The 26,254-nt window shown below is 54.6% G+C and carries 26 protein-coding genes; 10 read left to right on the top strand and 16 right to left on the bottom strand.

Going from position 1 to position 26,254, the window contains the following annotated elements:
- Position 1 precedes the first annotated feature (1 nt).
- Together Q399_RS0114985 and Q399_RS0114995 are read left to right on the top strand one after the other, a co-directional pair.
- A complete protein-coding gene (locus Q399_RS0114985) occupies positions 2–625 on the top strand; it encodes a glutathione S-transferase family protein (protein ID WP_211253348.1) in 624 nt (207 codons plus the stop codon).
- Positions 626–868: 243 nt separating this feature from the next.
- Entirely contained in the window at positions 869–1,585 is a 717-nt protein-coding gene (locus Q399_RS0114995) for a DUF4386 domain-containing protein (protein ID WP_031569780.1), read from the top strand.
- Between the two features lie 16 nt (positions 1,586–1,601).
- Here Q399_RS0114995 and Q399_RS0115000 read toward each other — a convergent pair whose 3' ends face one another.
- The 8 genes from Q399_RS0115000 to ampC all read right to left on the bottom strand — a co-directional run bounded on the left by Q399_RS0115000 (position 1,602) and on the right by ampC (position 8,333).
- Positions 1,602–2,126, bottom strand: coding sequence for a lipocalin family protein (locus Q399_RS0115000; protein ID WP_031569782.1), 525 nt, complete (start codon positions 2,124–2,126; stop codon positions 1,602–1,604).
- Between the two features lie 94 nt (positions 2,127–2,220).
- The gene (locus Q399_RS0115005) at positions 2,221–2,694 is read right to left on the bottom strand and encodes a LabA-like NYN domain-containing protein (protein WP_031569785.1); all 474 of its coding nucleotides are present in this window, start codon (positions 2,692–2,694) and stop codon (positions 2,221–2,223) included.
- Positions 2,695–2,725: 31 nt separating this feature from the next.
- Positions 2,726–3,904: an acyltransferase family protein gene (locus Q399_RS0115010; RefSeq protein WP_031569787.1), complete on the bottom strand. Its 1,179-nt coding sequence runs from the start codon at positions 3,902–3,904 to the stop codon at positions 2,726–2,728.
- 32 nt (positions 3,905–3,936) lie between these two features.
- Positions 3,937–4,623, bottom strand: coding sequence for an ABC-2 transporter permease (locus Q399_RS0115015; RefSeq protein ID WP_031569789.1), 687 nt, complete (start codon positions 4,621–4,623; stop codon positions 3,937–3,939).
- 10 nt (positions 4,624–4,633) lie between these two features.
- The gene (locus Q399_RS0115020) at positions 4,634–5,512 is read right to left on the bottom strand and encodes an ABC transporter ATP-binding protein (protein WP_031569792.1); all 879 of its coding nucleotides are present in this window, start codon (positions 5,510–5,512) and stop codon (positions 4,634–4,636) included.
- 25 nt (positions 5,513–5,537) lie between these two features.
- Positions 5,538–5,894 (bottom strand): GntR family transcriptional regulator, encoded by a 357-nt coding sequence (locus Q399_RS0115025; RefSeq protein WP_051686131.1) that lies wholly within the window; start codon positions 5,892–5,894, stop codon positions 5,538–5,540.
- A 228-nt stretch (positions 5,895–6,122) separates the two neighbouring features.
- Positions 6,123–7,052, bottom strand: coding sequence for a DUF1186 domain-containing protein (locus tag Q399_RS0115030; RefSeq protein ID WP_157836322.1), 930 nt, complete (start codon positions 7,050–7,052; stop codon positions 6,123–6,125).
- A 132-nt stretch (positions 7,053–7,184) separates the two neighbouring features.
- Positions 7,185–8,333 (bottom strand): class C beta-lactamase, encoded by a 1,149-nt coding sequence (ampC, locus tag Q399_RS0115035; RefSeq protein ID WP_031569796.1) that lies wholly within the window; start codon positions 8,331–8,333, stop codon positions 7,185–7,187.
- A 142-nt stretch (positions 8,334–8,475) separates the two neighbouring features.
- Here ampC and Q399_RS0115040 point away from each other — a divergent pair, with 142 nt between their 5' ends.
- A complete protein-coding gene (locus tag Q399_RS0115040; protein WP_084164380.1) occupies positions 8,476–9,438 on the top strand; it encodes a LysR family transcriptional regulator in 963 nt (320 codons plus the stop codon).
- Complete coding sequence (locus tag Q399_RS0115045) at positions 9,435–10,028, top strand: class I SAM-dependent DNA methyltransferase (RefSeq protein WP_031569798.1); 594 nt, start codon at positions 9,435–9,437, stop codon at positions 10,026–10,028. Before Q399_RS0115040 ends, Q399_RS0115045 begins: the two co-directional genes overlap by 4 nt.
- Positions 10,029–10,031: 3 nt before the next feature.
- Here the strand turns inward: Q399_RS0115045 and Q399_RS0115050 are convergent, their stop codons facing one another.
- The 3 genes from Q399_RS0115050 to Q399_RS0115060 form a co-directional block, all read right to left on the bottom strand.
- Positions 10,032–10,403 carry a VOC family protein gene (locus Q399_RS0115050; protein WP_031569799.1) on the bottom strand — a complete coding sequence of 124 codons (372 nt, stop codon included), beginning with the start codon at positions 10,401–10,403 and terminating at the stop codon, positions 10,032–10,034.
- Positions 10,404–10,478: 75 nt separating this feature from the next.
- Positions 10,479–11,825 (bottom strand): hypothetical protein, encoded by a 1,347-nt coding sequence (locus Q399_RS0115055; RefSeq protein WP_031569800.1) that lies wholly within the window; start codon positions 11,823–11,825, stop codon positions 10,479–10,481.
- A gap of 143 nt (positions 11,826–11,968) precedes the next feature.
- Positions 11,969–12,433, bottom strand: coding sequence for a hypothetical protein (locus tag Q399_RS0115060; RefSeq protein WP_031569801.1), 465 nt, complete (start codon positions 12,431–12,433; stop codon positions 11,969–11,971).
- Positions 12,434–12,567: 134 nt separating this feature from the next.
- Here Q399_RS0115060 and Q399_RS0115065 point away from each other — a divergent pair, with 134 nt between their 5' ends.
- The 4 genes from Q399_RS0115065 (at position 12,568) to Q399_RS0115080 (ending at position 17,894) form a co-directional block, all read left to right on the top strand.
- Positions 12,568–13,395: a polysaccharide deacetylase family protein gene (locus Q399_RS0115065; protein WP_031569803.1), complete on the top strand. Its 828-nt coding sequence runs from the start codon at positions 12,568–12,570 to the stop codon at positions 13,393–13,395.
- 182 nt (positions 13,396–13,577) lie between these two features.
- Positions 13,578–14,360: a phosphatase PAP2 family protein gene (locus tag Q399_RS0115070; protein WP_157836323.1), complete on the top strand. Its 783-nt coding sequence runs from the start codon at positions 13,578–13,580 to the stop codon at positions 14,358–14,360.
- Positions 14,353–16,023 (top strand): phosphoethanolamine transferase, encoded by a 1,671-nt coding sequence (locus Q399_RS0115075; protein ID WP_211253350.1) that lies wholly within the window; start codon positions 14,353–14,355, stop codon positions 16,021–16,023. The genes Q399_RS0115070 and Q399_RS0115075 overlap by 8 nt, the downstream gene beginning before the upstream one ends.
- A gap of 2 nt (positions 16,024–16,025) precedes the next feature.
- Positions 16,026–17,894, top strand: coding sequence for a BamA/TamA family outer membrane protein (locus tag Q399_RS0115080; RefSeq protein ID WP_031569811.1), 1,869 nt, complete (start codon positions 16,026–16,028; stop codon positions 17,892–17,894).
- 119 nt (positions 17,895–18,013) lie between these two features.
- On the opposite strand, the gene Q399_RS0115085 is transcribed toward Q399_RS0115080, so the two are convergent.
- Positions 18,014–18,541, bottom strand: coding sequence for an REP-associated tyrosine transposase (locus tag Q399_RS0115085; protein ID WP_031569812.1), 528 nt, complete (start codon positions 18,539–18,541; stop codon positions 18,014–18,016).
- Between the two features lie 149 nt (positions 18,542–18,690).
- Complete coding sequence (locus tag Q399_RS0115090; RefSeq protein WP_031569814.1) at positions 18,691–19,584, bottom strand: LysR family transcriptional regulator; 894 nt, start codon at positions 19,582–19,584, stop codon at positions 18,691–18,693.
- Positions 19,585–19,681: 97 nt separating this feature from the next.
- Between Q399_RS0115090 and Q399_RS0115095 the strand changes: the two genes are divergently transcribed.
- Both Q399_RS0115095 and Q399_RS0115100 read left to right on the top strand, forming a co-directional pair.
- Complete coding sequence (locus Q399_RS0115095; protein ID WP_051686041.1) at positions 19,682–20,671, top strand: SLAC1 family transporter; 990 nt, start codon at positions 19,682–19,684, stop codon at positions 20,669–20,671.
- Positions 20,672–20,788: 117 nt separating this feature from the next.
- Positions 20,789–21,715: a tetratricopeptide repeat protein gene (locus Q399_RS0115100; RefSeq protein ID WP_031569818.1), complete on the top strand. Its 927-nt coding sequence runs from the start codon at positions 20,789–20,791 to the stop codon at positions 21,713–21,715.
- On the opposite strand, the gene Q399_RS0115105 is transcribed toward Q399_RS0115100, so the two are convergent.
- From Q399_RS0115105 to Q399_RS0115115, 3 genes are all read right to left on the bottom strand, one after another.
- A complete protein-coding gene (locus Q399_RS0115105) occupies positions 21,712–22,515 on the bottom strand; it encodes a substrate-binding periplasmic protein (RefSeq protein WP_157836324.1) in 804 nt (267 codons plus the stop codon). The two genes, Q399_RS0115100 and Q399_RS0115105, sit on opposite strands and share 4 nt — an antisense overlap.
- Before the next feature lie 95 nt (positions 22,516–22,610).
- Complete coding sequence (locus Q399_RS0115110) at positions 22,611–23,129, bottom strand: hypothetical protein (protein WP_051686043.1); 519 nt, start codon at positions 23,127–23,129, stop codon at positions 22,611–22,613.
- Positions 23,130–23,146: 17 nt separating this feature from the next.
- Complete coding sequence (locus Q399_RS0115115; protein WP_031569824.1) at positions 23,147–26,254, bottom strand: efflux RND transporter permease subunit; 3,108 nt, start codon at positions 26,252–26,254, stop codon at positions 23,147–23,149.

Raw genomic sequence — 26,254 nt, forward strand, 5'->3', positions numbered from 1 at the left:
AATGCAACTTTACGGCAAACCCACCTCCATCAATGTGCGCAAAGTGTTATGGACTTTGGCTGAGCTGAACATCGAGGCCGACTTCATCCCCTGCGGCAGCGGTTTTGCGCCTATTGATACGGCGGAGTTCCGCCAGCTCAACCCGAATGCTTTAGTGCCGGTGCTGGTCGACGGTGATTTTGTGCTGTGGGAATCCAACAGCATTTGCCGTTATCTGGTGCGAAAATATGGCCATCCGACGCTATCAGGCGGCGATTTGCAGCAAATGGCCAAAGTGGAACAATGGATGGGCTGGCAAGCTTGTGAATTAAACCCGGCCTGGCGTTATGCCTTTATGGCGCTGGTGCGCCAGCATTCGGCTTTCACCGACCCGGTAGCCATTACCCAAAGCACTCAGCAGTGGCAGCAAAAACTGCACATTCTGGACAATGCACTGGCGCAAAGCGGCGCTTATATCTGCGGGGCAGATTTCACTCTGGCTGATATTGTGCTCGGGTTATCACTGAACCGCTGGTTGCAAACACCGCTCACTGACCGCCTGCAGCTGCCACACTTGCAAGCTTATCAAGCCCTGCTGGCACAACGTGCTGCCGCGCAGCGATTCTGTTTTAACGGCATTGCCTGATATTACAGCGGCTTAATCCGCAGCTGTGCGTATCGGCCGGAGTCTGCAAACGCATCATAACAACGCTATGGCGGCCCCCTCTGCGCAGCCTCTTTCACTGTCCCGCGCTTTTGCTTACAAAGAACCGCTTGCACCGGCCACAGCGCTGATTTACAACAATTTGCAGTGAGCGGATTTCCCCTGCTCCTTCGCGCCAGGTTCAGCCAAGCTGCACATCCTAAGTTTTTTACACAAGGCTTTGTTATGACGGCATTTTTTGCTCGTTCGCCCCAGTTTTATGTTCGGCTGGCCGGTTTATTTTATCTGGCGATTATTCTGTTGGGGTTGTTTGGTGAGTCCTATGTACGCGGCAACTTGATTGTCAGTGGGGATGCAGTTGCGACAGCGCAGAATATCCAGGCTTCAGCGTCTTTGTGGCGTTTGGGAATTTTCACCGATCTGATGATGCAGGTGCTGGATATCCCGATTATCGTGCTGATGTATCTGCTGTTTCAGCGTGTCAGTGCCAGTCTGAATCTGGCGGCGACATTTTTTAATCTGATCCAAACCGCTGTACTGGTAGCGAATAAACTGGTGTTGTTGCTGCCGCTGATTTTGTTAGGCGGTGCGGGTTATTTCAGCGCCTTTTCCAGCGAACAGCTGGCAGCCTGGTCCTATCTGGCGGTGCGGATTTATAACTATGGTTTTGCCGCCGGGCTGATCTTTTTTGGCATCGCCTGTGTGATCCGTGGTTATCTGATTATCAAATCAGAACTTTTCCCCAGATTGATCGGCTTGCTGCTGTTGCTGGCAGGCGTTTGTTATCTGATTAACAGCAGCGCTATGTTGCTGGCGCTTGATGTTGCACCACTGTTATTTCCATGGATTTTCTTGCCGATACTGGTCGGTGAATTGAGTCTCAGTTTGTGGATGCTGGTAAAAGGTGTGAGCCTGGCCAAATGGCAGGCGCTGCAAAGCTAATTACAGCGCCGCGCTGTTAACAAGGGCTCAACCGGATCCAACTGTCCGGCTTGATGCCAATCCGGGTCGCTTCATCAAAAAAGGCCTGGCACTGAGTTTTATCCGGGTTGGGGCTGCGCGCCAGTAGCCAGGCGTAGGTTAAATCCGGCCCGACAATCAGTGCCATGCTGTAGTCCGGCGCTAATTTCACAATGTTATAGGCGCCATAAAATGGCCCGAAAAACGACACTTTTAACCGGCCCTGGTCGGCTGGGCCATTCATTTTGGCAAGGCCCTCAGCTTCTTCCCACTCATTCTCTTGCGCCGAAAAACCGCGGTTCAGTACTTTAACGCTGCCGTCCGGGTTCAGACTGTAATTGGCCGTCACTTGCGTCAGGCCACGTTCAAATGAATGGTCCAGACGGGCGATTTCATGCCATTCGCCTAAATAACGATTCAGTTCAAAAGGTTGTACCGGTGCAAGGCCTTCCGGAATGCCGGTGCAGCTGGCCAGTAACAAGCTTGCTGCCAGCAGCGGCGCTTTGAGGGATAACAGTTTCATTGAGTTCTCGAATCTGCTTGGAAAGTTACACAGCAATACGCAGCAAACCGCCAGCTGTATCACCAGAGCCTGCGGCAGGCGCCAGCTTTTTTACTCAGCACAATAAATTTTCATCAATCTTTTCATAGAGATCTGCGCTATTAATCAGCGCATGCGCAGTAAGACCGGGCACGCCATAGACAATACTCCGGCACTGAAAACGCTGGCGCACCGCCTGCAATAACAAATCAAAATCGCCATCGCCGGACAGCAGCACAATGTCATCAACCTGTTCTGCCTGTTGCAGCACGTCGATGGTGATGCCGACATCCCAGTCGCCTTTGGCACTGCCGTCACTGCGCTGGATAAAAGGCTTTAATTTCACCTGAAAACCGATATGCCGCAGGGCGTCCTGAAACTTGCGCTGCTGGTCATCGGCACGCTCGATGGCATAAGCGGTGGCCAGCACAATATCGCCCTGATGCTGCAGTTGTTGCCAAAACCGGCGGTAGTTAAATTGCCGGCCATAGGCCTGGCGGCAGGTGTAATAGATGTTTTGCACGTCCACAAACACAGCGATTTTTTTCATCGGGTTTTGCCGTTAAAAGCCTGGGTTGGCACTATAACAGCTTGTGCAACGGCTTGTCCGGGCTGTCAGCACGGCCCTGATTTGGTGCGAAGAGCTTGCCAAGCACGGTCGGTACGACGAGCAGATGATAACTCAACAGGCAACCGCTGAGCGTCAGCAGTACCGCCGCCAGATACTTTACCCCTGCCGGCCACGACAGATCGGTGAGGCCAAACTGCAGCAGAAACAACAAAGGTAAATGCACCAGATAAACCCAATAACTAACCGCCGACAGATAACGCAGCACTTTATTACTGCGGTTTAAATAGCGTTTGGCGTATAACAACGCGGCGAGCGTCCAGCACAGGGCACCACTGGCTTCGCACAAAGTCATGAGCAATTTGGCCCAGCCCAGCGGCTGTGCAGCCAGCAAATCGGCTGGCAATAACAGATAAAACACCGCATAGCTCAAAGCCCCTAGCATCAACAAAAGCCGCCGGTCAGCATCGTAGCGGGCCAAAGCTCCGGCATGGTGATACACCACATAACCGCAGGCAAAAAACAGCCCGTAAAACCATAAAGCCCACAGCGCCGGAAAGATCCAGTCCGGCGCCGGCACAGGTGCCGGCACCAGCCAGAGCGGCGGCAGCAGCAGGCACAGCAGTAGTAATAACAAACTGCGAGATTTTAACGCCAGCAAGTGCTTCTGCAGCGCGTCACTCAGTAAGACCCGGGCGCAGTATGTCAGCACGTACAAAAACAGCAGATGATATAAAAACCACAGATGCATAGTACTCAACGGCAGCCTGGTCTGCGAGCCTGCCACAAGCATCGGTTTAATCAGCTGCAGCAACGCAGAGGGTTGTTCAACAACACTCAGACCAACGTGTATCACAGCGTGCATTGCCAGCGTCAGCAGCGGTAAAAACAACAATAACGGCAATGCCACGCGTTGCAGACGATTTTTGGCAAAGGCCACACCACCGGCTTTTTGCCACAGCAAGGCGGTAAAAAAACCGGCAATAAAGAAGAATAATGGCATACGAAACAAATGGCTGGCCCAGGCCAACACGTCAAACAACGGATATTGCGCGGGGTCGGCACTGAGCCAAAACCCATGTGCCTTCGGGCTATAGGCCAATGCGGCATGAAACAACAGACCTGCCAGCATGGCGACAGCGCGCAGATTGTCCAGATAAGCAAAGCGGCCGGGTTTTGGCTCAGTCATCATATTACCGTCCGCAGCTTAATTAGCCGCCAGCGTTATAAAAAGCTGGTTTTGCGCTGTTGCAATGCAGCAGTGCCCAATAACACGATAATTATCAATGTGATGCCCCCGGTTAACAGCCCAAGCGACGTACTGTTCCAGCTGGCTGTGGGCGCTTCCAGCGTCAAATGAATGGCCGGCATCCGCAGCAACCAGATAATAAAACCGTTCAGCAGAAGGTTAGTGATGATCATCACGGCCGTGGTATAGCCTTCGGAATAGGTCAGCAAAGCGGTGGCCAGATAACAGCAATACGAAAGCAAAATAAATACACTGACCAGTACCACCAACGGGATCACGCCGTTATACACCGGGGAGCTGACAATCACGGCCAGCATGCCCAGTACCAGCAGCAGCCAGGGCACCAGATACAACAGCAGATTGGCGCCCAGTTTGGCCCAGGCATAATCCTGTGGTGTGACCGGCAAACTCAGCACAAAGGCCAGCGTCTGGTCTTTCTTTTCATTGATCACCAGCTCAATCGCAGAACGGGCACCAATCACAATCATTAGGGTGATCATCAGGATAGCGCCGGTGTTAAACAACAGCGGTGTAGCCATCCCCATCAGCCCAATCACCAGCACACCACCAGCCAGGTAAGCCGCCAGTGATTTTTTCACCAGCTGCCAGTCCTTGCCAATCAGCAGTTTGATCATCCGGGCATTGGAAAAAATATTGCTCATCAGCTGGCTCCTATCTGCTGCGTTTCACGTTGGCGACAAAGATTTCTTCCAGCGACATCCGATGTTGCTCTAACACGGTAAAACCGGCCTGCACCAGCCGCTGCGGGAAGTCGTGGTTGTTCTGATCGGTAATAATTTCCGCCAGCTGGCCCTGTTGCCGGATGCTGACCGCTCCGGTTATATCGGCCTGCCTGCCCGGCGGCAGCTGACATCTGAAGCGGCTCCAGCTGTCCAGATAAGTTTCTTTATCCTGCAGTGCCAATAACTTACCGCGATCTAAAAAGGCAATTTGATCTGAGAGTTTTTCAATATCGTGGGTGTTGTGCGACGAGAACAACACACTGCGTGCATCGTCGCGCAGGACCTCCGCCAGTTCACTGATCACTTCATCGCGCGCCACCGGGTCCAGTCCGGTGGTGGGTTCGTCCAGAATCAGTAATTTCGGCCGGCGGGCCAGCACTAATAACAAACTGGCTTTAACACGCTGACCATGTGACAGGCCTTTGATTTTCTGCTCGCCGATCAGCTCAAAGCGTTTCAGTAAATCTTTGGCATAGGCTTGGTCAAACTGCGGATAGATGCTGTGCACAAAATCCATATGCCATTGTAAAGTCTGACTTTTGTACAAACGCATGTCGTCTGAGGCAAAGCCAATCTCATATTTTGCCTGCACTTGCTGCGCCGGCATCTGATAGCCAAGCACTTCGATTTGACCGGCAGCCGGTTTGACCAACCCCATTAGCATCCGGATGGTGGTGGACTTCCCGGCACCATTAACACCCACCAACCCCATCACTTGCCCCTGCGGCAAAGCTAAATTCAGGTTTTCCATTGCAAAATGTGGATAGCGGATGTCGATACCCCGCATATCAAAAGCAAATGATTGCATGCTGTTGGTCCTTCCTGCTAGGCGGTTAACCGGCCGATGATTGTGCTGATGACTGCTGCAGTTGCTGCTCTAACTGCGCGGCCAATTCAGCGTCTGTAAGCTGCAGTTGGCGGGCAAGCGCCACGGCAGCCTGCAACAGCTGAGCCAGTTCCTGCTGTTTCAGTTGCTGCTGTAAATCCGGATGCGGTGAAACAAAAGAACCCCGGCCTGCCTGGGTTACTATCACGCCGGCTTGTTCCAGCTCGGCGTATGCGCGCTTGACGGTGATCACACTGACCTGCGTCGCAGCCGCCAATTCTCGGATCGAAGGCAACGCCATATCCGCCGGCCAATCCCCCAGCAGCACTTTGCTGGTGATTTGTTCCACAATTTGCAGGTACATTGGTTTCTTGTCCGTTGCGGACAGAAACAAGCCATAAGTCATGCGTTTCCCTTCATACAGGCATAACTGTGCATATCCGTATATATACAGTATATATACAGACATACACAGTCAAGTGATTTTTAGCAGATGTTGTTGCTACAGGACGCAGTTCCAGCCTTAGCAACTGTCAGAGTACTCTGTGTCAACGCCGATAAAAAAAGTGCTGTCAGCATGATGCCCGGAGGCTCAGTTCAGACAGCATTTTTTGTATTTTTTACCGCTGCCACAAGGGCAGGCATCGTTGCGACCGGCCAACACTTTTGTGCCAGCTGCTGTTTCAGCGCTGTTGGTGCTGAGTGGGATCTCAGGCTCAGCTGCCGCCGCGGTGCTGTCTGGCTGAAACGCCAGCCAATGCTGCAATGACATCACGTCAAAGCTTGGGCGCACCAGGCCAGATGCCAGCGGTTTTTCACTGTTGGTCAGCTGCCAGCGGCTGATTTCCCGGGTACTAATCACTTTTGTATCAATTCTGTTCTGCCGCAGCAGCAGCTCAAAAGCCGGTTTGAGTTGTTGCAGGCCAAAACTGATACACCAGATCGCCAGTTCGCCCAGCACAAATTTCTGGCCGTGGCGGGAGGCGACATCAATCACTTGCTGTAATAGCGGAATAAGTGCTGCGGAGTCGGGCGTCTGGCCTTGTTGCTCTGCCAGTTCCAGCTGGGCAAATAACGCCGCGAGCGCAGCCGCTTTGACATAAATGCCGGCTTTTTCACTGAGCAGCAGTTGCTGCAACGGCAAAGACTGGCCGGCTGACAGCACAAACAACATAGTCGGCAGATCTTCGGTCATGGCATCGCCGAGGGTGTATTCCAGGTCTGATCCCAGGCCGTCTGTGGTGTCCACCCACTGCATAAAAGCCGGCGCCTTTGACAAATCTGCCATATCAGCCAATAGCATCACGCCGTAAAACAGCAGCTGATATTCGTCATCAGTTAACTCTTCGTCTGCCTGCATCCGCTGCATCAACGCGGCGATATGTGGCCAGAACTCCGCCCACCGACTTTTGGCGGCCAGTAAAGCCTCCGCCGGGAACAACAACTGTTCAGAATCTGCCGCTACCTGCTGTTCGGTACTTAAGCGCAATAAAATTTCGTCTAACGTCATAGATACAGTCACCACACAGCTCCTGAAGCGGGTATTCAATGGCCGGCAGTCTAACAGTTGCCACTTGGGCCGTCACTTTGCCGCGGCACTGTGACACAAACTGTGGCACAGACCGCGGCAGGCAAACTGGTAGTGGAACCAAGACTATTTCAGGTTTTCCAGCACCTTGTGCGCCAATTCGACACGCAGAGCATTTGGATAACGCTTGTTGGAAAGCAGCACAATGCCCACCTGACGCGACGGGACAAAGGCAGCGTAAGCGCCAAAACCGCCGGTAGCACCGGTTTTATGTACCCAGCTGTTGGCCACTGCAGGCGCTGGTGGCGCCAACACAGTGGCTGCAGTGCCGGCGACAAATTCAGGCGCTGTCATTGCCGTTAATGCCGCAACAGTCACCGGATAATCCAGCATTTCCCAACCCAGGCCCTGATACATATCTTTGGATTTGGCATAACGTTGCTGCGACTTCGCGATACCGGCGCGCAGTAATGGGTCTGTCACTTGTTCCGGCCGCAGGTTGGCGTTCAGCCAAGTGGCTAAGTCGCGCACGCTGGCTTTAGCGCCGCCCGCTTCGTCCAGTAGTACGCCAGTGCCAATATGCACCGGCTTGCCTTCGTTATAACCCCAGGCGTATTGGGCCTGTGCAGCCTTAGGCACCTGCAGATAAGTGTTTGGCATCTTCAGCGTTGCTGTAAGCTTCTGAAAAACTTCGCCGTAGCTGTTGCCGCCGGCCGCCACTGCCAGATGCGCAAATAAACCGATGCTGCTGTTGGCATAAACCCGCTGCGTGCCCGGCGCATACTGCGGCTGCCACTGCTGAAGATAACTCAGCAGGCTGGCTTTATCGGTGACGTTCTCCGGCATAAACAGCGGCAGACCACCGGCGGTGTAAGTCGCCAGATGTTGCATGTTAATTGCCTGCCATTGTTTACCGGTTAAAGCCGGCCAGTGTTTGGCAACAGGGTCAGTCAGCTTAATGTCGCCGCGTTCCAGCGCCATGGCGCCAATCACGCCGGCAAAAGTTTTGCTGATGGAACCCAGTTCAAACAGCGTATCCGGTGTCACGGCTGTTTTTGCCGCCACATCGGCCTGACCAAAGCTATAAAAAAATGTTTTGCCCTGCCACAGTACAGCCACCGCCATACCGGGAATTTGCTGTTGCTGCATCAGGGATGACACTTGCTGACTGACAGCGGTTTTCAGTGCGGCTTCGTTTTCAATAGTTTGTGCCAGAGCCGGGCCGGCCCAACAGAGTGCACAGGTCAGCGCCAACAGAGTTTTATTGCAATGCATATAATTTCCTTTGCGGTTAAATTGGTTGAAATGAAGTGCCGGGCCCGCACTATCGATAGCTTGCGCCAGTTGACTTCGCCGGACAAACGGTTAATTTGCATATCAGCTGTTAGAAAAACTTACAGAAAGGCGCAACAAGCCGATGACCCGTCGTTATATCCCACTGAAATCACTGCGCGCTTTTGAAGCCGCCGCCCGGCATTTAAGTTTTACCCATGCGGCTATCGAGCTGAATGTCACGCATTCGGCGGTGAGCCAACAAGTAAAACTGCTGGAAGATCAACTCAATTGCCCGCTGTTTTTGCGTATCCCGCGCGGCTTAGCGCTGACGCCGGAAGGGGAAACGCTGCTGCCGGTGCTGAATGAATCTTTTGACCGCATCGCCCAGCTGTTAGATTATTTTGCTGGCCGAAAAGTACAGGAAAAGCTGAAAATCGGTGTAGTTGGCACTTTTGCCATTGGCTTTTTGCTGCCGCGCCTCAGTGCTTTTTATCAGAAATTCCCGCATATCGAACTGCAAATCTCCACCAATAACAACCGCGTTGATATCGCCGCCGAAGGTTTGGATTTTGCCATCCGCTTTGGCGACGGCGCCTGGCACGGCACTGCCGCACAGTATCTGTGCGACAGCCCGCTGACACCGCTCTGTACACCCGATATTGCTGCCCGGCTGCGACAACCCGCGGATCTTTTAAACTACACATTGCTGCGCTCGTACCGGCGCGACGAATGGGCCGGCTGGCTGCAACAAGCCGGCGGCCCGCAATTGCCACCGACCCATCCGGTCATCGTGTTTGATTCCAGTGTCACTATGCTGGAAGCGGCAAAAACAAGTCTCGGTATTGCGATAGCGCCGGCGCGTATGTTCAGCCATTTGCTGCAAACAGGCGCTATCGTGCGGCCATTTCCGCAGGAAATCAGCTTCGGCAGTTATTGGTTAACCCGACTACAATCCAAAGCAGAAACCAACGCCATGCGCGAATTTGCCCAGTGGCTGAGTGCGGAGCTGGCAAGCAATACAGAGTCGCCACCTGCAATTGCGCTACTCAAGTCTGCAAAGGAAGACAAGCACAACGCCCTTCATCTACCGCTGGAGAGCAAATGAACAATCCAACCACAGACCCCGCCAACGGTTACGAAACTCACGCGGCAGAGTTTCGCCACTGGCGCGAACAATCCAACATTGGTGTGGAGACTGTGTTGCAGTGGGCGCAAGGTTTGCCACCGGGCGCTGCGGTGCTGGACCTTGGCTGTGGCAGCGGGCTGCCGCTGGGGAAAGTGCTGGCAGAACGTGGTTTTAGCCTGTATGGCATTGATGCTTCACCCACTTTAGCAGTGGCGTATCAGCAACTGTTGCCGCAGGCACAGGTGGTTTGTGAAAAGTTGGAAGACTCGGATTTTTTTCAGCGTCAGTACGCCGGTGTGCTTTGTGTCGGGGTGTTGTTTTTATTGCCAGAGGCGGCGCAGCGTCAGCTGTTCGCTAAAGTCGCGGCTGCTTTATTACCGGGTGGGTTGTGGTTGTTCAGTGCGCCAGCGCAGGCTTGTCGTTGGGTGGATGTCTTGACTGGTCTGGAGTCGGTGTCACTCGGCGCTGCGGCTTATCAGCAGCTGCTGGAACAGGCCGGCTTACAGCTGCAGGCACAGTATCAGGACGAAGGCGGCAATTTTTATTTCGCCGCCCGAAAACCAGTCTAACGATTAGCCGAAGTGGTTAAAACACACTTTGTTGCCATCCAAATCGCGGATATAAGCGCCGTAAAACACGCCCGGAATACGCTGGCCCGGTGCGCCGTCACAGCTGGCACCCAGCGCCAGCGCCTTGTGATACAGCTGGTCGACTAACTCTTTGGAACCCGGCGCTATCGCCAGCATCACGCCGTTGCCCGGATGCGGGTCTTCTTTATTAAAAGGCACACAGACCGCCAGCATCGGCTCTTTATTGTTTTTACCGATAAACACAATCCGGTCCATGTTGATCAGGCGTTTTGCGCCTAAATCAGCCAGCAGATTGGTATAAAAATCAGCCGCTTGTTGTAAATCGCGGGTGCCTAAAGTGACGTAACTAATCATATGCGTGCTCCGTATTGGGATTCAGGTGAGATTTTGCAGGCGAGTTTACGCTGCAACCTAAGATTCAGACCAGCGTCAGCGATAAATCCGTCGCCACAATAGCCCCAATAACAACAGCGCTAATCCAGCACAGAGGCCAGTCAGCAGCCACAGCTGTTGTTGCCTGGCCTGCACCTCAGCGCGGCTGATCTTCAGTTGCTGCTGCAGCTCCACCAGTTTCAACTCGCGACTACGCTGCTCGGCAATTAACAATGTGCTGCTAAGCTGCGCCTGCGTGTTGTGTTCGTCAGCGTCTAACTGACGCTGCAAGCGCAGGTTTTGCTGCAGCGCGTTAAAAGCAGCCTGCTGTTGACCATGTTTTGCCAGCAGCAGCGCCCAGCGCTGCAGTTCCGGTATATACAAAGCCAGCCGGTGCTGCAGCAGCCAGCCGCTGGCATCGTCAAACTGCAGTTGCGCCTGCGCTGGCTGGCCGCTAACCAGCAACACCATCGCATGGCGTAACCGGCTGATGGCAATCCATTCGCGGTCGCCGCTTTGCGCCGCATGTTGCTGCAGTTCGTTGCTCAGTTGCATCAGCAAATCTGGCGTCGTATCAGCAGGCGTTTGCTGTAAATACAGCGCCAGCAACGCCATCCCGGCTTGTAAAAATTGTTGCTGCCACAGCGTCTGATATAACGCCTGCGCTTCCTGCCCCCGCCCGGTCGCCAGCAGAATATCGGCCTGTGTCAGTTGCAGGTGCTGTAATTGCCTGGGCTCTGTCTGCAGCGGCAGGGCCTGATTGATAGTACGCAGGGCTTCCGGATATTGCTCTGCAGCAGCCTGAATGTCGGCCTGCACCGCCAGACTGTCGGCTTCGAGCTGTGGCAACTGATTACGCCGGGCAATAGTCAGCACCAAACCAACGGCATTGGCGGCACTGTCATAAAAACCGCTTTGCAGCGCGTCGCGGGCATAATCAAGCCCAACCCAGGCGTGGAGTGCCGGCGCATCGCGTGCGGTCAGGCTGTGATATGCGAGAAAACTGAGTTGCCGGGTATCCAGCGACTCGCCGGCACTGAATTTACTCAGTTGCTGGCATTTGTAACCAGCGGCGCTGCCGGCAAATTCATTGGCAGCATTTTGATTTTCCAGTTGTTTGAGTGCAGCGCGGGCGCTGTCAAGCGCGGTTTTATCACCGGCCTGCAGGGCAAAACGACAGCGCTGCAGCCACCACCAGGCCGGCGTTTCTGCCGCGGGTAGCTGCTGAAGATTTTCGAGAATGTGCGGCGCTGGTGCGACGGGACGCTGCATGGTCAGCTGCCAGATCTGCTGCTCGACCGGCGTGAACTTCAGCTCACGCGGATATTCCTGTGCAGTGACAGTGATCGTACTGGCCATGCCAAAGAGCCAAGCGATACCGCAGGAAAACCAGCCAATTTTCACGTTCAGACTCCGCTTGCGTCAGGATACTGAAGACAGATATGGCTTAACTTATCATGTACTGCGCGCGCTACTGCTGGTTTTTCGTAACAGGATTTGAATCTGAGGCCACAATGGCCTGCCCTGACGACGGCAGGCGTTCCATATTACCAATACTCTTTGATTTTACTGATTTTATCGCCACTAAATTCAAACACCGACAAATGCTGCTGGCCGTCGCGCGTCAGCCGCAGCACCGCCGCTGACGACTCACCTGGCAGGATCTGCAGCAACTGATAGCGGTCGGTCAGCGTATTGTCGCCGCCGTTCTGGATCATCCGTAATGTATTGCGGTAAAGCTGTTCACGCGGATAAATCCCGCCGTATTTGTCATGCTGATAGACAAAATCGGCACTGTAGAGCGCAAACAGCTGGTCAGCCTGAGCCTGGGTGGCGCCTTTACGCGCGACATCATTTAACGCAACCGTCGCCTGCTGGACTTTGGCAGCGATTTGCCCGGCAGATAAAGTGTTGACGGCTGTCGCCTGCTCATTCGCAGCAACGCTCCAAACAGCATTCAGAAATATCAACGCAAACACAGCGGCTGCAACGGGTGATCTGGTAGGCAACATACACATCCTTGTGATAAAAAAGCAGTGTATTCAGCCTGCAGCGCTCTGGCGATCCATCGTTATCCAAAGGGATAAGTGGTGGAAAATCCGGGATCTGGTCAGCTCAGCAACACATAACCCACAGGAGTGCGCACATGCCGACACAGGCAAAACAATCATGGATGTTGGCAGCTATCATGCTCTGTGGCCAGGCTCTGGCTGCTGAAACGCCCCCGGCCAAATCAGCCTTCAGTTGGCCCAATGGCGCCAAAGCGGCGGTGAGCCTGGCTTATGACGATGCAGTGCCAAGCCAACTCGATACTGCCATCCCGCAATTAAACGCGGCAGGCCTCAAAGGCAGTTTTTATCTGCCACTCTCAGCAGAAACTATCCAAACCCGCCTGGCCGACTGGCGCGCCGCTGCAGCGCAGGGCCATGAACTGGGGAATCATTCACTGTTTCATCAATGTGCCAAATCGCTGCCGAACCGGGATTGGGTCAGTCCGGATCGGGATTTAGACCGGATCCCGGCAGCGCGCTTAGTGGACGAAATCCGCTTAGGGAACGCCTTTTTACAGGCCATTGATGGCAACACCCAACGCACTTTCACTGCGCCCTGCACCGATCAGCTGGCTGCCGGCACACCCTATTTACCAATGCTGACGCAGGATTTTGTTGCGATGAAAACTACAGTCGGCGGCGTGGTGGCGGATATGCAGCGACTGAATATCCACGCCGTGCCGGTGATAGCCCCCAGTGATGTCACAGGCGCACAGCTGATCGCCTGGGTCAAAGCCGCCGGCGAAAAAGGCACTATGGTCAATTTCACTTTTCACGGTATTGGCGGCGACCATCTGCAAATCTCGGCCGCGGCGCACGCCGAGTTACTACAGTTTCTGGCCGTACATAAAGATGAATACTGGACTGATACTTTTTTAAACCTGATGCTGCATGTCAAAGCACAGCAACACCAAAAGCCCTGACTGCAACTCAACCAATGATCGCGTAGGGTCGGTAAGCAAAGCGCCACCGACCTTTAACACCGACCTGCGATACCAACCAACTGACCATTGCTGCATCACCTACAGATAATTTGTTTACTTAAGTTTACTTTAAGACTGCCCCGTTAGGCTTGGTACATTGCCGTACTGCCCTTGGGTGCTTTGTGTCGCTGACTACTGTATTCCCCCCTGCTAAACAACTGTTGCTGCGCCCTTTGCTGGTGCTGGTTACACTGTTTGGCCTCTGTTATGGCCTTGGTTTTGATTTTGCGCTCAGCACATTCTGGTATCAGCTGCAGGATCAAAGCTGGGCTTTACAGCATCACTGGCTGACGGAAGATGTGCTGCACCGCGGTGTGCGCAACCTGAATCAACTGCTTATCGCCGGTTTGTTACTGCATTTTGTCCTGAGACTTAGCCTGCACCAATATCGACGCGCCCGTGGCCTGACAGAGCGGGCAAGCCGGTGGACCAGCATCCACCAGCAGGCGCATGGTCGCCTGTTATTGAGCCTGACGTTGAGCCTCGCCGGTGTCGCCATCATCAAACACAGCCTGCCGATGGATTGTCCCTGGGATTTACAGGCCTTTGGCGGCACGCAGTCCTTCACCGGTTTATTTAGCAGCTGGCCCGCCAACCGCGCGCCCAACGCCTGTTTTCCGGCCGGCCATGCAAGCATCGGTTTCGCCTGGCTTGGTTTGTACTTCTTCTGCTTACAGCTGTATCCGACGCTGGCACGGCCGGCGCTGATGCTGAGCCTGACGCTCGGTTTTGGTCTGGGCCTGGTGCAGCAACTCCGTGGCGCACATTTTATTTCCCATGACATCGCCAGTGCAGCCTGGTGCTGGAGCATGGCATGTCTGTGTGCCTATTGGCCGGCCTTACGCCAACGTCTAAGCCCCGTTTCTTTACCAACTTCATATTCTCAGGTTATCCAAAATGACTGAACTGACTCTGCACTGGCTGCAGCGTAGCCACAGCTTTTTTCTGACCCGCACCCAACGCTTTGTGATGTTGCCGGGCGTCTACGCCATGCTGCTGGCGCTATTAACGACCGCGTTATTTTGCGCGCCGTTTCTGGCGCAGGTGCAACAAAAAATTCCGGGCCAATATGGCCTGCAGGCTGTTCTGCTGCTGGTATTGTGGTTGCTGAACAGTCTGGTGTTTGTGTTGCTGAGTGTGCCCGGTTTACCACGGCTGCAACGTAGTCTGCTGTCTGGCTTTTTCCTTATCGCCGCCATCAGCCATTATTTTATCAGCCACTTTGGTACTGTGATTGACCGCTCCATGCTGCAAAACGTGCTGGAAACCGACATCGCCGAAGCCAGTGGTTTACTCAATCCGGATTTGATTTTCACCACGGCCGGCTGGTTCGCGCTGCTGGGCTGGCTCAACTTAAAAATTGAGTTTAAAAGCCAATCCTGGCGTCGCTCTGCCGCACAGTGGCTGCTGACGCTATTGTTGCTGGTAAGCGGCATTGGTGCTGTGGCCGCAACGCAATATGCTGAACTTGCCAGCTTTTTCCGTAACTACCGCGACGTGAAGTTTTTTGCCTTGCCGATCAGCCCGCTGTCGGCCAGTATTTCAGTGACTAAGCAACAAATCGCCGCACATTTTCCGCCGACTTTTCAGGTGCTTGGCACTGATGTGCGTAATCTTGCGCCCAGCGCAGCGCCGAAAACTGTGGTGCTGGTGCTGGGGGAAACCGCCCGCGCCGACCATTTTCAACTGAATGGTTACAGCCGGCCAACCAATCCGCGCTTAAGCCAGTTACCGGTCATCAGCTTTAGCCAGGTCAGCTCCTGTGGCACCGCCACCGCGCATTCAGTGCCTTGTATGTTTTCCTGGATGGGCCGCGAGCGGTATGATGAAACCACGGCAAAAAACAGCAGCAATGTGCTGGATATCCTGCAAAGCAGCGGCGTGGAAGTCAGCTGGTATGACAATAATTCCGGCTGCAAAGGCGTTTGTGACCGGGTCAAACACGAGATGCTGTTTGAACTGCCGGAATGCCAGAGTGATGGCTGCACCGACGCCATCCTGTTGCAGGCACTCAAGCGTGAGCTGGCGCAGCCTGCGGGCAAAGACCGCATTATTGTGCTGCACCAGCTTGGTAGCCACGGCCCGGAATATTTCCGCAGAAGTACGGCACAGCAAAAGGTATTCGGCCCGGAATGTACCGATAAAGAGCTGAATCATTGCCCGCCACAACACATTATCAATGCCTATGACAACAGCCTGCTGGCAACCGACGACTTACTTGCCAGCGTGATCCAGCAGCTGCAATCTTTGCCCGACAGCGCCATGCTGTATATTTCTGATCACGGCGAATCGCTCGGTGAAAACGGTGTTTATTTGCACGGTCTGCCGTATTGGATGGCACCCAAAGCGCAAACCGGCGTGCCGTTGATTTGGTGGATGTCACAAAGTTTTGGCCAGCACTTTGATCCGGCAAACGGCAAACCACTGAGCTATGATTGCCTGAAGCAGCAGCAAAAACAGCCACTTAGCCACGATAATTTATTTCACAGCCTGCCGGCGCTGTTTGCCCGTACCAGTAAAGAATTCCGGCCCGAACTGAATCTGTTTGCTGCCTGCAGCAGGAGGTAAGTATGCATTCCCTGCGATTGTCGGTGTTGCACTGTGCGCTCTGCAGCGCTGTAGCCCCTTTACTGTTTGTCTCAGGCAGCGCTGTTGCCGGCGAAACCCCACAACAAGTGGAGCCGGTCTCCAGTGAATTGTTCTGTGACTGGCTACATAAAAAACCAGCGCGCAGCAAAGAGACTACAGCTACAACAGACGAACGCCGCATCCGCGTCGGGCAGATCCACATTCGCACCGAGCCGATTTTTGTCGAAGACGCCGATGCCATCTGGCTGCATCACTTTGCCAACTGGGCGCACGTCACCACCCGCCCCGACACAGTCGGGCGCGAATTACCTTTTGCCATTGGCGAGGAAATCAGCGTCAGCGATCTGGCCGAAGCCGAACGGCTGCTGCGCGACAAATCATATCTGCATGATGCCAAAGTGCGGTTAAGCCCAACCTGTAATGCCGACCAAAGTTATGATGTGGTGGTTGAAACTTCGGACAACTGGAGCTTGTTGCCGTCTTTTGGCCTCGGTCGCAGTGGCGGCCAGAACAAATATGCCTTTGGTTTTAAAGAAGATAACTTCCTCGGTTTTGGTGTACGTACCTCAGTCAAATACCAGAGTGACGCCCAGCGCAGCGGCTATGAATTTAAACTGGAAATGCCGCTGTCACTGGTCACCGGCTCGGCTGGCAGCGACTGGTTCGCCCACAGTTATCTGACCGCCGAATGGACCAACAATGACGACGGCCATGTGCAGCAACTACAACTGGAAAAACCGTTTTATCAGGACGACAGCCGCTGGATGTACCGCACTGAATGGCTCAGCGACCTGCAGCAAACCCAGGTGTTTCATAACGGCGCGCTGGAAAACATCTTTGAAACGGATCACCGCCGCGTTGACCTCAGCGCCGGCATGCTGTGGTCCTATCAGGACCGCGCTTCCACCCGGCTGCTGGCCGGTGTACTGAGCGAAGACTGGCGTTTTGCCCCGGCGCTGCTGCAACCAACCTTAGCGCTGCCACAAGACCGCAGCTGGGCTTATCCCTGGGTTGGTGTTGAATACAAACAGCACGACTACCGGGTGCTGCAGGACATTCTGTTTATCGACCGCGCCGAAGACATTAATCTCGGCTGGCACCACAGCCTGAAGGCCGGTGTGCAAAGCAACAAACTGCAGGCCGACACCTCCTTGGGTTACCGTCTGATCGGGCACAGCAGCAAAGGCTTTGGCGACCGCCAGCATTTGGTGTTACTCGAAGGCGGTTTTGATTTCATCGACGGCCTGCAAGGCGGCGATTTACGCGAATGGCGCTTTCAGGCGGAAGATTTTTATCAGCTGAACCGCGATTTTACCTGGTACAACAAAGCAGAGCTGACGCGGCGCAACCGCAATTTTGCCGACCTGCCGCTGGAACTCGGTGGCGACAGCGGTCTGCGCGGTTATCCGCTGCAGTATCAGCACGGCATCAGTAAAACGGTACTGACCAGCGAATTGCGCTGGTATCCGCGTATCAACCTGTACAAGATGCTGGATTTGGGTTTTGTCGCTTTTGCTGATCTGGGCCGCGTCAACGGCGGCAGCGTCGCAGATCCGGCGCAGCTCAATCCGACTGCTATTGCTGCGCGTTTTGCCCTGCCTTTGGGGATTGATATGATCACGCCAATGTCGCCGCCGCCGCCCATGGATGCCATCTACCGCAGCAACAGCGACTTATTACGGCAAAACCTGACCGACCGCTGGTTAGGTAGTGTCGGTGTTGGCATGCGGATCTATTCGTCCAAATCCAGCAACAACCACGTGGTGCACATCGACCTGTCCACACCAATGACCTCAGCCCCAGGCGTCGACAGCTGGGAGATTGAGCTGAACGTCAGTAACAGGTTTTAACTGTTGGCGTACGGCGGCGCTTTTGCTTGCCGTACCTACAATCGAGAGTAAAACGTAGGTACGGCAAGCGCTGCGCCGCCGTACGTTTACCACAACAGTACTGATGTCGTAACCAGCAACTAACTGTCGCCGTCAATCTGACTATTGCTGTCCCCGCACCAATCGGCAGTGTAGATGCCTGCAGCTACATAGCGGTGAAAGGTGGAATAGGGCCAGTCCTGCACCCGATTGACCCAGCCATGTTTCAGCGGATTGCGATGGACATAATCAAAGTGATGCTGGTAATCACTGGCATCACGGATTAAATGCTCCCAATAATGCCGTTGCCAAATCCCGCGTTCTCGCCGTAACTCCCTACTGGGAGTGCGATATTCGCCGACGGGTATAGCACGCGAAAATGCTTTTTTAATATCCCGCCACCGACCGGCAAAGTCGCAGTCACCTGCAGGTAAGGTCCAGATACAGTGCATATGGTCCGGCAAAACGACCCAAGCATTGATTAAAAATGGCCTTTTCTGGTGCACATGTCGAATACAGGATTTCAACAAATCGATCTGTTCAGTCAGCAGCTGCAACCGCCGTTGTTCAAGGTTTACGGTAAAAAACCAGCTGGCACCTGTATTACGGGCACGACGATAGTTTGGCATTCCATTGCCTCCGATAGGGATGATCGGTATGAATTGTAGTTGATTGTACGGCGGCGCTTTGCTTGCCGTACCTACAATGCCAAACAGGACGTAGGTGCGGCAAACGAAGCGCGCTGGCCACCACGTGGCGTACGTCCCCCCCCAAAATATCAATCCCCCAACCGGCAAAACCGGATAAAACGTTGGCTGGCCGCGGACAGGTATTTGTCGCGGTGCCAGCATAAATGCAGCTGACGCGGCATCGGCTGTTTAAAGGGCAACACAACTAAGGCGCCGCTGGCGAGCCGGTCGCGCGCGGCGAGTTCTGACACCAGCGTGATACCGAGGCCTTGTTGCACTGTGTTCAGCACCGCTTCTAAGGTATTGAGTTCCAGCACAGTACCGGGGTTGGTCAGCTGTGGCCGCAGGTATTTATCAAACTGCTCACGGCTGCCGGACGCCGGTTCACGCAGTACCCAATATTGCCCGGCCAAATCCCCGGCACTCAGCACTTTTGCCGTCGCTGTGATCGACAACGCCAGCGGATGCGCCGGGCTTGCCACTAAGACCATCTGATCCTGCTGCCAGGCTTCACTATGCAGCTGCGGATGCGTGACTTCGCCTTCAATCAGCGCCAGATCCAGCTCAAAGGCCAGCAGCCGTTCGGCCAGTTGCTGGCTATTGGCAATAAAGACACTGAGCTGCCACTGCGGCCCCAGCCGGGCCAGTAAACCCGGCAACAGATAATTACCGATGGTCTGGCTGGCGCCGATGCGCAGCAGCGCTTTACCGGCGCTGTCGCCACTGTGCGCAAACAGCGCGCCGATATCATCCAGCCGCGTCAGCATTTCATCCGCCAGCGGCAATAACAATGCGCCTTCACTATTAAGCAACAAATGCGGATGGGCGCGATCAAACAGCGGCGTGCCAAGCTGAGTTTCCAGCTCTTTTAACGCCTGCGAAATCGCGCCGCGCGTCAGGCACAGCTGGTCGGCGGCGGCGCCTAAATTGCCCAGCCGCGCCACAGCAACAAAAGCTTTGAGCTGTCGAAAACTGATGTTCATATAGTTTTTCTAAATGATTAGTTAAATTTATATCGATATTCTAAACATCTAAAGCAACCTAAGCTAGCGCCATTGCTACCACTTGTGAGGTACTCCAATGCGCCAGTTTCAATTTCTCAGCCATATTCAATTGCAGCGCGTCCCGACTGCGGCCGCAGGTTTAGCGCTCGGCCTCGCCAGCCTCGGCTGGTGTGCTGATCAGTTATTTGGTTTCGATGGCAAAGTCCAGCTCAGCGCTGCCTTACTGGCGTTGCCGCTGCTGCTGGCCGTATTGCTGAAGTTTTTGCGTGCTCCAAAGCTGTTACAGCAAGAGCTGGCGCATCCGGTGGCGGGCAGTCTGCTGCCGGTGATGTGCATGGCGACACTGGTGCAAACTGCTGCCTGGCAGTCATTCAACCCCGCGTTGGCCACTCTGTGCTGGTGGCTGGCGCTGGCCGGGCATCTGGCGTTACTGACTGGTTTTATCCGCCACCGCCTGGCGCAATTTGCGCTGACTGATTTAGTGCCGGCCTGGTTTATTCCACCTATTGGTTTTGTCGTGGCCGTGCTGACAGCGCCAGTCAGTGCGCCGCAGTGGCTATTGCAGCTGCTGGCCGGTGCCGGTTTACTGGCTTATCTGCTGATGTTGCCGCTGATGTTGTACCGCTTACGCCGTGGCACACCTTTACCTCTGCCACAACGGCCTTTGCTGGCAATTCTGGCCGCGCCCGGCAGCCTGACATTAGCTGGTCTGCTGTGCCTGCCGCTCGCGGCGGCGTTGCCGGTCAGCCTGTTATTGGGATTAAGCGCATTGGCGCTGCTGCTGACGTTACGCGTCTGGTGGCAACTGCCGCAGCTGCTGCGCGGCAGCTTCAATCCGGCTTTTGCCGCCTGCACTTTTCCGCTGGTGATTAGCGCCACCGCCTTGCTGAAATTGTCAGGTTACCTGTCACAGCAAAGTGCCCCTTTACTGCAACAGCTGGCGCACTGGCAACTGGCGCTGGCGCAACTGGAATTTGCTGTGGCACTGACCGTCTGTGGTTATGTACTAAGCCGTTATCTGTGGCAATTGGGCAAAGTTTGGCGGCCAGCACCACAGACGGTGTAGCACAACCAGCCGCTACTGTGGGATAACAAAAACCATATTGCAGATTTCAGGGGCAGGACAGCAGCCACAGCGCCGGATATACTCAGACTGAAAATAAGCAGCGGAGCAGATAAGGCGTTGAAACGATATTGGCATCTGGTCAGTTTGCTGATGCTGGCTTGCAGCACTCAGCCGGCTCAGGCGCGTCCGGCAATTGATTTGGCGCAGCTGCAGCAAATATGTCTGCAATCCTATACCCATTGTGTCGAAGCCAGCGATGCCGCACTGACGCAAATTCAACCGCGCAGCCGGCTCTGGTATGAAGTGCAGTTATTAAAACTGGATACGATGTTCTCCCAGCAATCGGCAGAACCGTTGTTCGCGCTCACTTCGGCGTTTGTCAAAGAAGAGCATGCGCCGACCGCTTTCCTGGCGCGCATTTATATCTATCACGCCAAGTTGCTCTATGTGCGCGGTGACAAACCGCAGAGCCGGCAATATCTCGATAAAGCCGTGGCGCTGATGAGCGACTGGCAGCAAAGCACGGCTGACCCCATGAGCTTTATCCGGCTTTATAACGTGCAGCTGTACGCTGATGGTAACTATCAGCACTGTTATGATCAGCTGGCACAGCTGGAAAAACGTTATCAAACCAGCCAGGACGCTAAGTTTCAGTACGAACTGCAGAATAACCTTGGTCACTTCGCCAATTATTTGCAGCAAACCGACAAAGCACTGCAGCACCGTCAGCTGGCGCTCGGCTGGGCCGAGAAAACCGGCCATCCGGCGCTGCGCGCTGAAGCGCATTTTAATCTGGCACGGGTTAGCGCTCTCAAAGGATTATGGCAGGATGCCGAACGGCATTTTGTTACGGCTTTTGATGATTACCGTCAGGCCGGAGAACCGATAGCACAGGCAGAAAGCCAGCTGTATCGCGCTGAGACTTTATGGCAGCTGCAGCGGCAGGCCGAGGCGCAACAATTGTTCGACCAGGTCAATCAAAACCTGCTGCCACCGCATCGCAAACCCGATTTAGCGCACATTCGCTTGCTGCTGCAGCGTTAACGCCGCCCCAATACAGCTCCCGCACTTGGGTTTTGTTTAAATTGCTGCAGGATGCGTTGATAGTCGCCGGAGCGGCGCAGTTCGGCTAAGCCCTTGTCGAGCGCGTCGGCCAGTTGCTGGCTGCGTGGTGATACGCGGCTAAAGGCAACGTAAATATCGCTGACATGATTCAGTTGGCCTTTTTGTAAGCGGATTTGCCGCAGGGCGGGCTGTGCCAGGTAATACGCCAGCACCTCATCAAAGAAAATCGCCAGCTCCACTTTGTCGTGTTGCAATAACGATATCAGCTGCGGATGGGTCGACACTTCTACCAGCTGAAAACGCTTTTTATGCTGTTCAAACAAATCGCCGTATTCATAACCCAGAATCACCCCGACCACAGTGCCGTCCGGGATCTCTGCCACAGACCGGTAGTTTTTCGCAAAACCATGGAAATAAAACGAAGAAGCCGCCTGAAACAGCGGCTGTTGATGTAAGAGATAATCACGTTCGGTGTTGGCCTGGCGTGTCACATTCCAGCAGGCTTCGGTTTTGCCTTTGGCGGTGTAATGCAAAGCGCGGGCATATGGCACCACCAGGGTCTCAATTTTGTAGCCACTACGGGTAAATGCGGCGCTAACCAATTGTGAAGACAGGCCTTTGCCGTTTTCGTCAGAAAATGGCGGCCAGTTATCTTCAGCCGCAATCCGCACCGGATGCTGTTCAGTGGCCAGCTGGAGCTGCGCTGTAGCGTGCGCGCAGGCCGGTGCGATAAACACCAGCCACAACAACCACTTGCACCACAGCTTTACGACCGGCATCGGCAGCCCCTGCTGAAAAATCCAGCAGTCAGCATAAAACAAAACCGGCCTCGCTGGCAAAGCTGTTCCGATATCAGCTTCTTCAGCGCAAATAATTAATGTTGATGGCCTTTTTCGTCTTCGTGCGCTTGTTCATGCCCGTGTTCATGACCATGTTCATGCTCAGCTTCAGCTTTGGCCGGCACCGGTTTAAAGGGTGTAAACATCGCCTGTTCGGTGATTTCGCCATGGTCGGTTTTGATGCTGATATTGACCACGGCTTTTAAATCTGCTGCCGCGGTGTAAGCCGCGCTGCCGGCTAACAGATTTTCGCCTGTTGGCAGCAGCTCTGCTTTGGCCTTGGTTTTACCCGACACCATCAGCACTGTGGCTTTGGCATCTTTGGCTGGCTGCGGGTTGTTACCGTGGTCGAGTACATACAGCTTGACCGCGCTCGGCGCGCCGGCTTTGGCGTCTTTAGCCAGTACCAGCTCAAAGTGATAAGCACCCGCCATCCGCAGCTGACCACCGTTTGGGCCCACCACAGTATCTAAGTACTCGTCGGTATGAGCAAAAGCAGCAGTGCTGAACAGGCCGGCAGTCAACAACAGCGTTTTTACTAATGGCTTAACCATCATTGATTCCTTCTTTATCAATAGACTTCAGATTTATCAGTATTTGCCAGCAAGCGCTCAAGCGGCTCGCGGCCCCATAACCAAAACATCAGCGGCGTCAGGATGGTGTCGAGAATGGTCGAACTGACCAGACCGCCAAAAATCACCACCGCTACCGGATGCAGAATTTCTTTGCCCGGCGCGTCAGCGGAAAAGAGCAACGGCAACAGCGCAAAAGCTGCAACTAAGGCGGTCATCAGTACCGGCGTTAAGCGCTCCAAGGATCCGCGGATAATCATCGCCTGGCCAAACACTTCGCCTTCAAAACGACATAAGTTGATGTAATGACTGATTTTGAGGATGCCGTTACGCGTCGCGATCCCGGCCAGTGTGATAAACCCAACCAGCGTTGCCACCGACAGCGGCTGACCGCTCAGCCACAGCGCCAGCACACTGCCAATCAGCGCCAGCGGAATATTCGCCATAATAATCAAGGTCAGACGCAGCGACTGATAGCGGCTGTACAGCACCAGCAACATCGCCAGTAATGACCCTAGTGATAGCAACGCAATCAGCGACGAGGCTTCCTCCTGCGCCTGGAACTGGCCTTCCAGCACAGTGAAATACCCCTCTGGCAGTTGGCTGGCGGCCAGCACTGCGCGGATATCCGTCACGGCATGGCTTAAATCTCGGCCTTCCACATTCGCCGACAGCACAATACGCCGCCGGCCATTTTCGCGGCTGATTTGGTTCGGCCCGTCTGATTCCACCACTTCAGCGAGCAGCGCCAGCGGCACTGCGCCTTTGGGTGTCTGAATGAGTAAACCGCTTAACGCCTGCGGTTCGCGCGTGCTGTCCGGCAGGCGCAGCAGCAAATCAAAACGGCGTTCATTGCTGACCAGCTGGCTGAGCTTAACGCCGTCGATTTGTTGCTGCAGGCTATGCAGCAGCTCGCCCGGCGCCACGCCATAAGCAGCGGCTTTTTGATAATCGACCCGCACTTTCAGCTGCGGGATCAGCACCTGTTTTTCCAGCGTGAGGTCGGTCACACCTTCAACTTTGCCAAGCTCGGCCTGCAAACTGGCACCCAGCGCGCGCAATGTCGCAATGTCGTCACCAAATACTTTCACTGCAATCTGCGCCCGCACGCCGGATAACAAATGATCGAGCCGGTGTGAGATCGGCTGGCCGACGCTGACACTGCCCGGTAATACCGATAACACGCGGCGAATTTCAGCCAGAACTTCATCACGTGGTCGCTCTGAAGGTTTCAGGTCGACATCAATTTCGCCGTAATGCACACCTTCGGCATGTTCGTCCAGTTCAGCGCGGCCGGTGCGCCGGCCGACTTGTGTCACTTCCGGCACCTGCAGCAATAACTGCTCGGCCAGCGCGCCAATTTTATTCGACTCACTGAGCGCCGTGCCCGGCTGCAATAACAGGTTGATGGTCAGCGTGCCTTCGTTAAAGGCCGGCAGAAAACTACGGGCAAACAGCGGCACCGTGCTGGCTGCAGCCACCACAGCAATCAACGCCACTGCCAACAAGCTACGCACATGGCCAAAAGACCAGCGCAGCAGCTGCTCGTCGCGTTTTTTCAGTAGCCGCACCAGCGCGCTGTCGCCATGTTGTTTTTGCGTCAGGCCCGGCAGCAGGTAATAACACAGCACCGGCGTCACGGTAATGGCCACCAACATACTGGCCAAAATCGAAGTGATGTAAGCGATACCGAGCGGGCTGAATAGCCGGCCTTCAATGCCCGACAACGCAAACAGCGGCACAAACACCAGCACCACAATCAAGGTGGCGTACACCACACCGCTACGTACTTCGCCGGATGCATCGGCAATCACCTGCAAAACCGGCGCAGGCACGGCTTTTTGCGCATTTTCTTTTAAGCGGCGCAGCACGTTTTCTACATCGACTACGGCGTCGTCGACCAGCTCGCCGAGCGCAATCGCAAGGCCGCCGAGCGTCATGGTATTGATCGACAAGCCAAAATAACGGAACACCAATACGGCGGTTAATAAACTGAGCGGTATCGCCAGCAGCGAAATCGCCGTGGTGCGGCTATTGAGTAAAAACATAAACAGGATGATAGCGACCATCACAGCGCCGTCGCGCAGCGCTTCGATGACGTTATCAATCGAATTATTAATAAAATCAGCCTGTTTAAACAAAAACACCGGCGCTTCGACGCCTGCTGGCAAGCCTTTGCTGAGTTCCGTCACCGCCGCTTCAATCTGTTTAGTCAGCGCCACGCTGTCGGCAGCCGGCTGTTTTTGCACCGACAAAATCACCGCCGGTTTGCCTTTGTAACCACCGTCACCGCGTTTGGTGGCGGCGACGACTTCAACGTTGGCCAGTTGGCTCAGCAGCACCGGCTGGTCATTTTGTACAGTCACAACTAACTGCTGTAGATCCGCTAAATCAGTGGTGCGGCCAATATTTCGAATGAGCCACTCGCGACCCTGCGCTTCTAAAAAACCGCCACTGCTGTTGGCGCCAAAACCGGTCAGCGCCTGTTCGATTTGATTGAGGCTCACCCCCAGCGCCGCCATTTGTGCGGCGACAGGCTCGACCCGGTACTGCCGCACTTCGCCGCCGATCGGGATCACCTGCGCCACGCCAGGAATACTGAGTAAACGCGGCCGCACTACCCAGTCGGCAAATTCGCGCACCAGCATCGGGCTGACTTGGTCTGGGTCGGCCGGAATCGCCAGCAGCAGAATTTCGCCCATAATCGACGACACAGGCCCAAGCTGCGGCACCACGCCCTCCGGCAGCTGTTCGCCAGCCAGGCTTAAGCGTTCGGCCACCATCTGGCGGTTGCGGTAAATGTCGGAACCCCAGTCAAATTCGATATACAGCACCGACAGCCCAACGCCCGACACCGAGCGCACGCGGCTGACGCCCGGCATGCCGTTCATGCTGGTTTCGAGCGGGAAACTGACCAGCTGTTCCACTTCTTCCGGCGCCATACCACCGGCTTCGGTGAGCAGCGTGACTGTGGGTTTATTCAAATCAGGAAAAACATCAACCGGCAGCTGGCGCAGGCTGAAACTGCCGTAAATCAGCAAGATCAAAGCCGCACCCAGCACAAACAGGCGTTGCTGCAAACAGAGCCGGATCAGCGCGTTAAACAT

The sequence above is a fragment of the Rheinheimera texasensis DSM 17496 genome (assembly GCF_000711985.1).
GTDB lineage: Bacteria > Pseudomonadota > Gammaproteobacteria > Enterobacterales > Alteromonadaceae > Pararheinheimera > Pararheinheimera texasensis.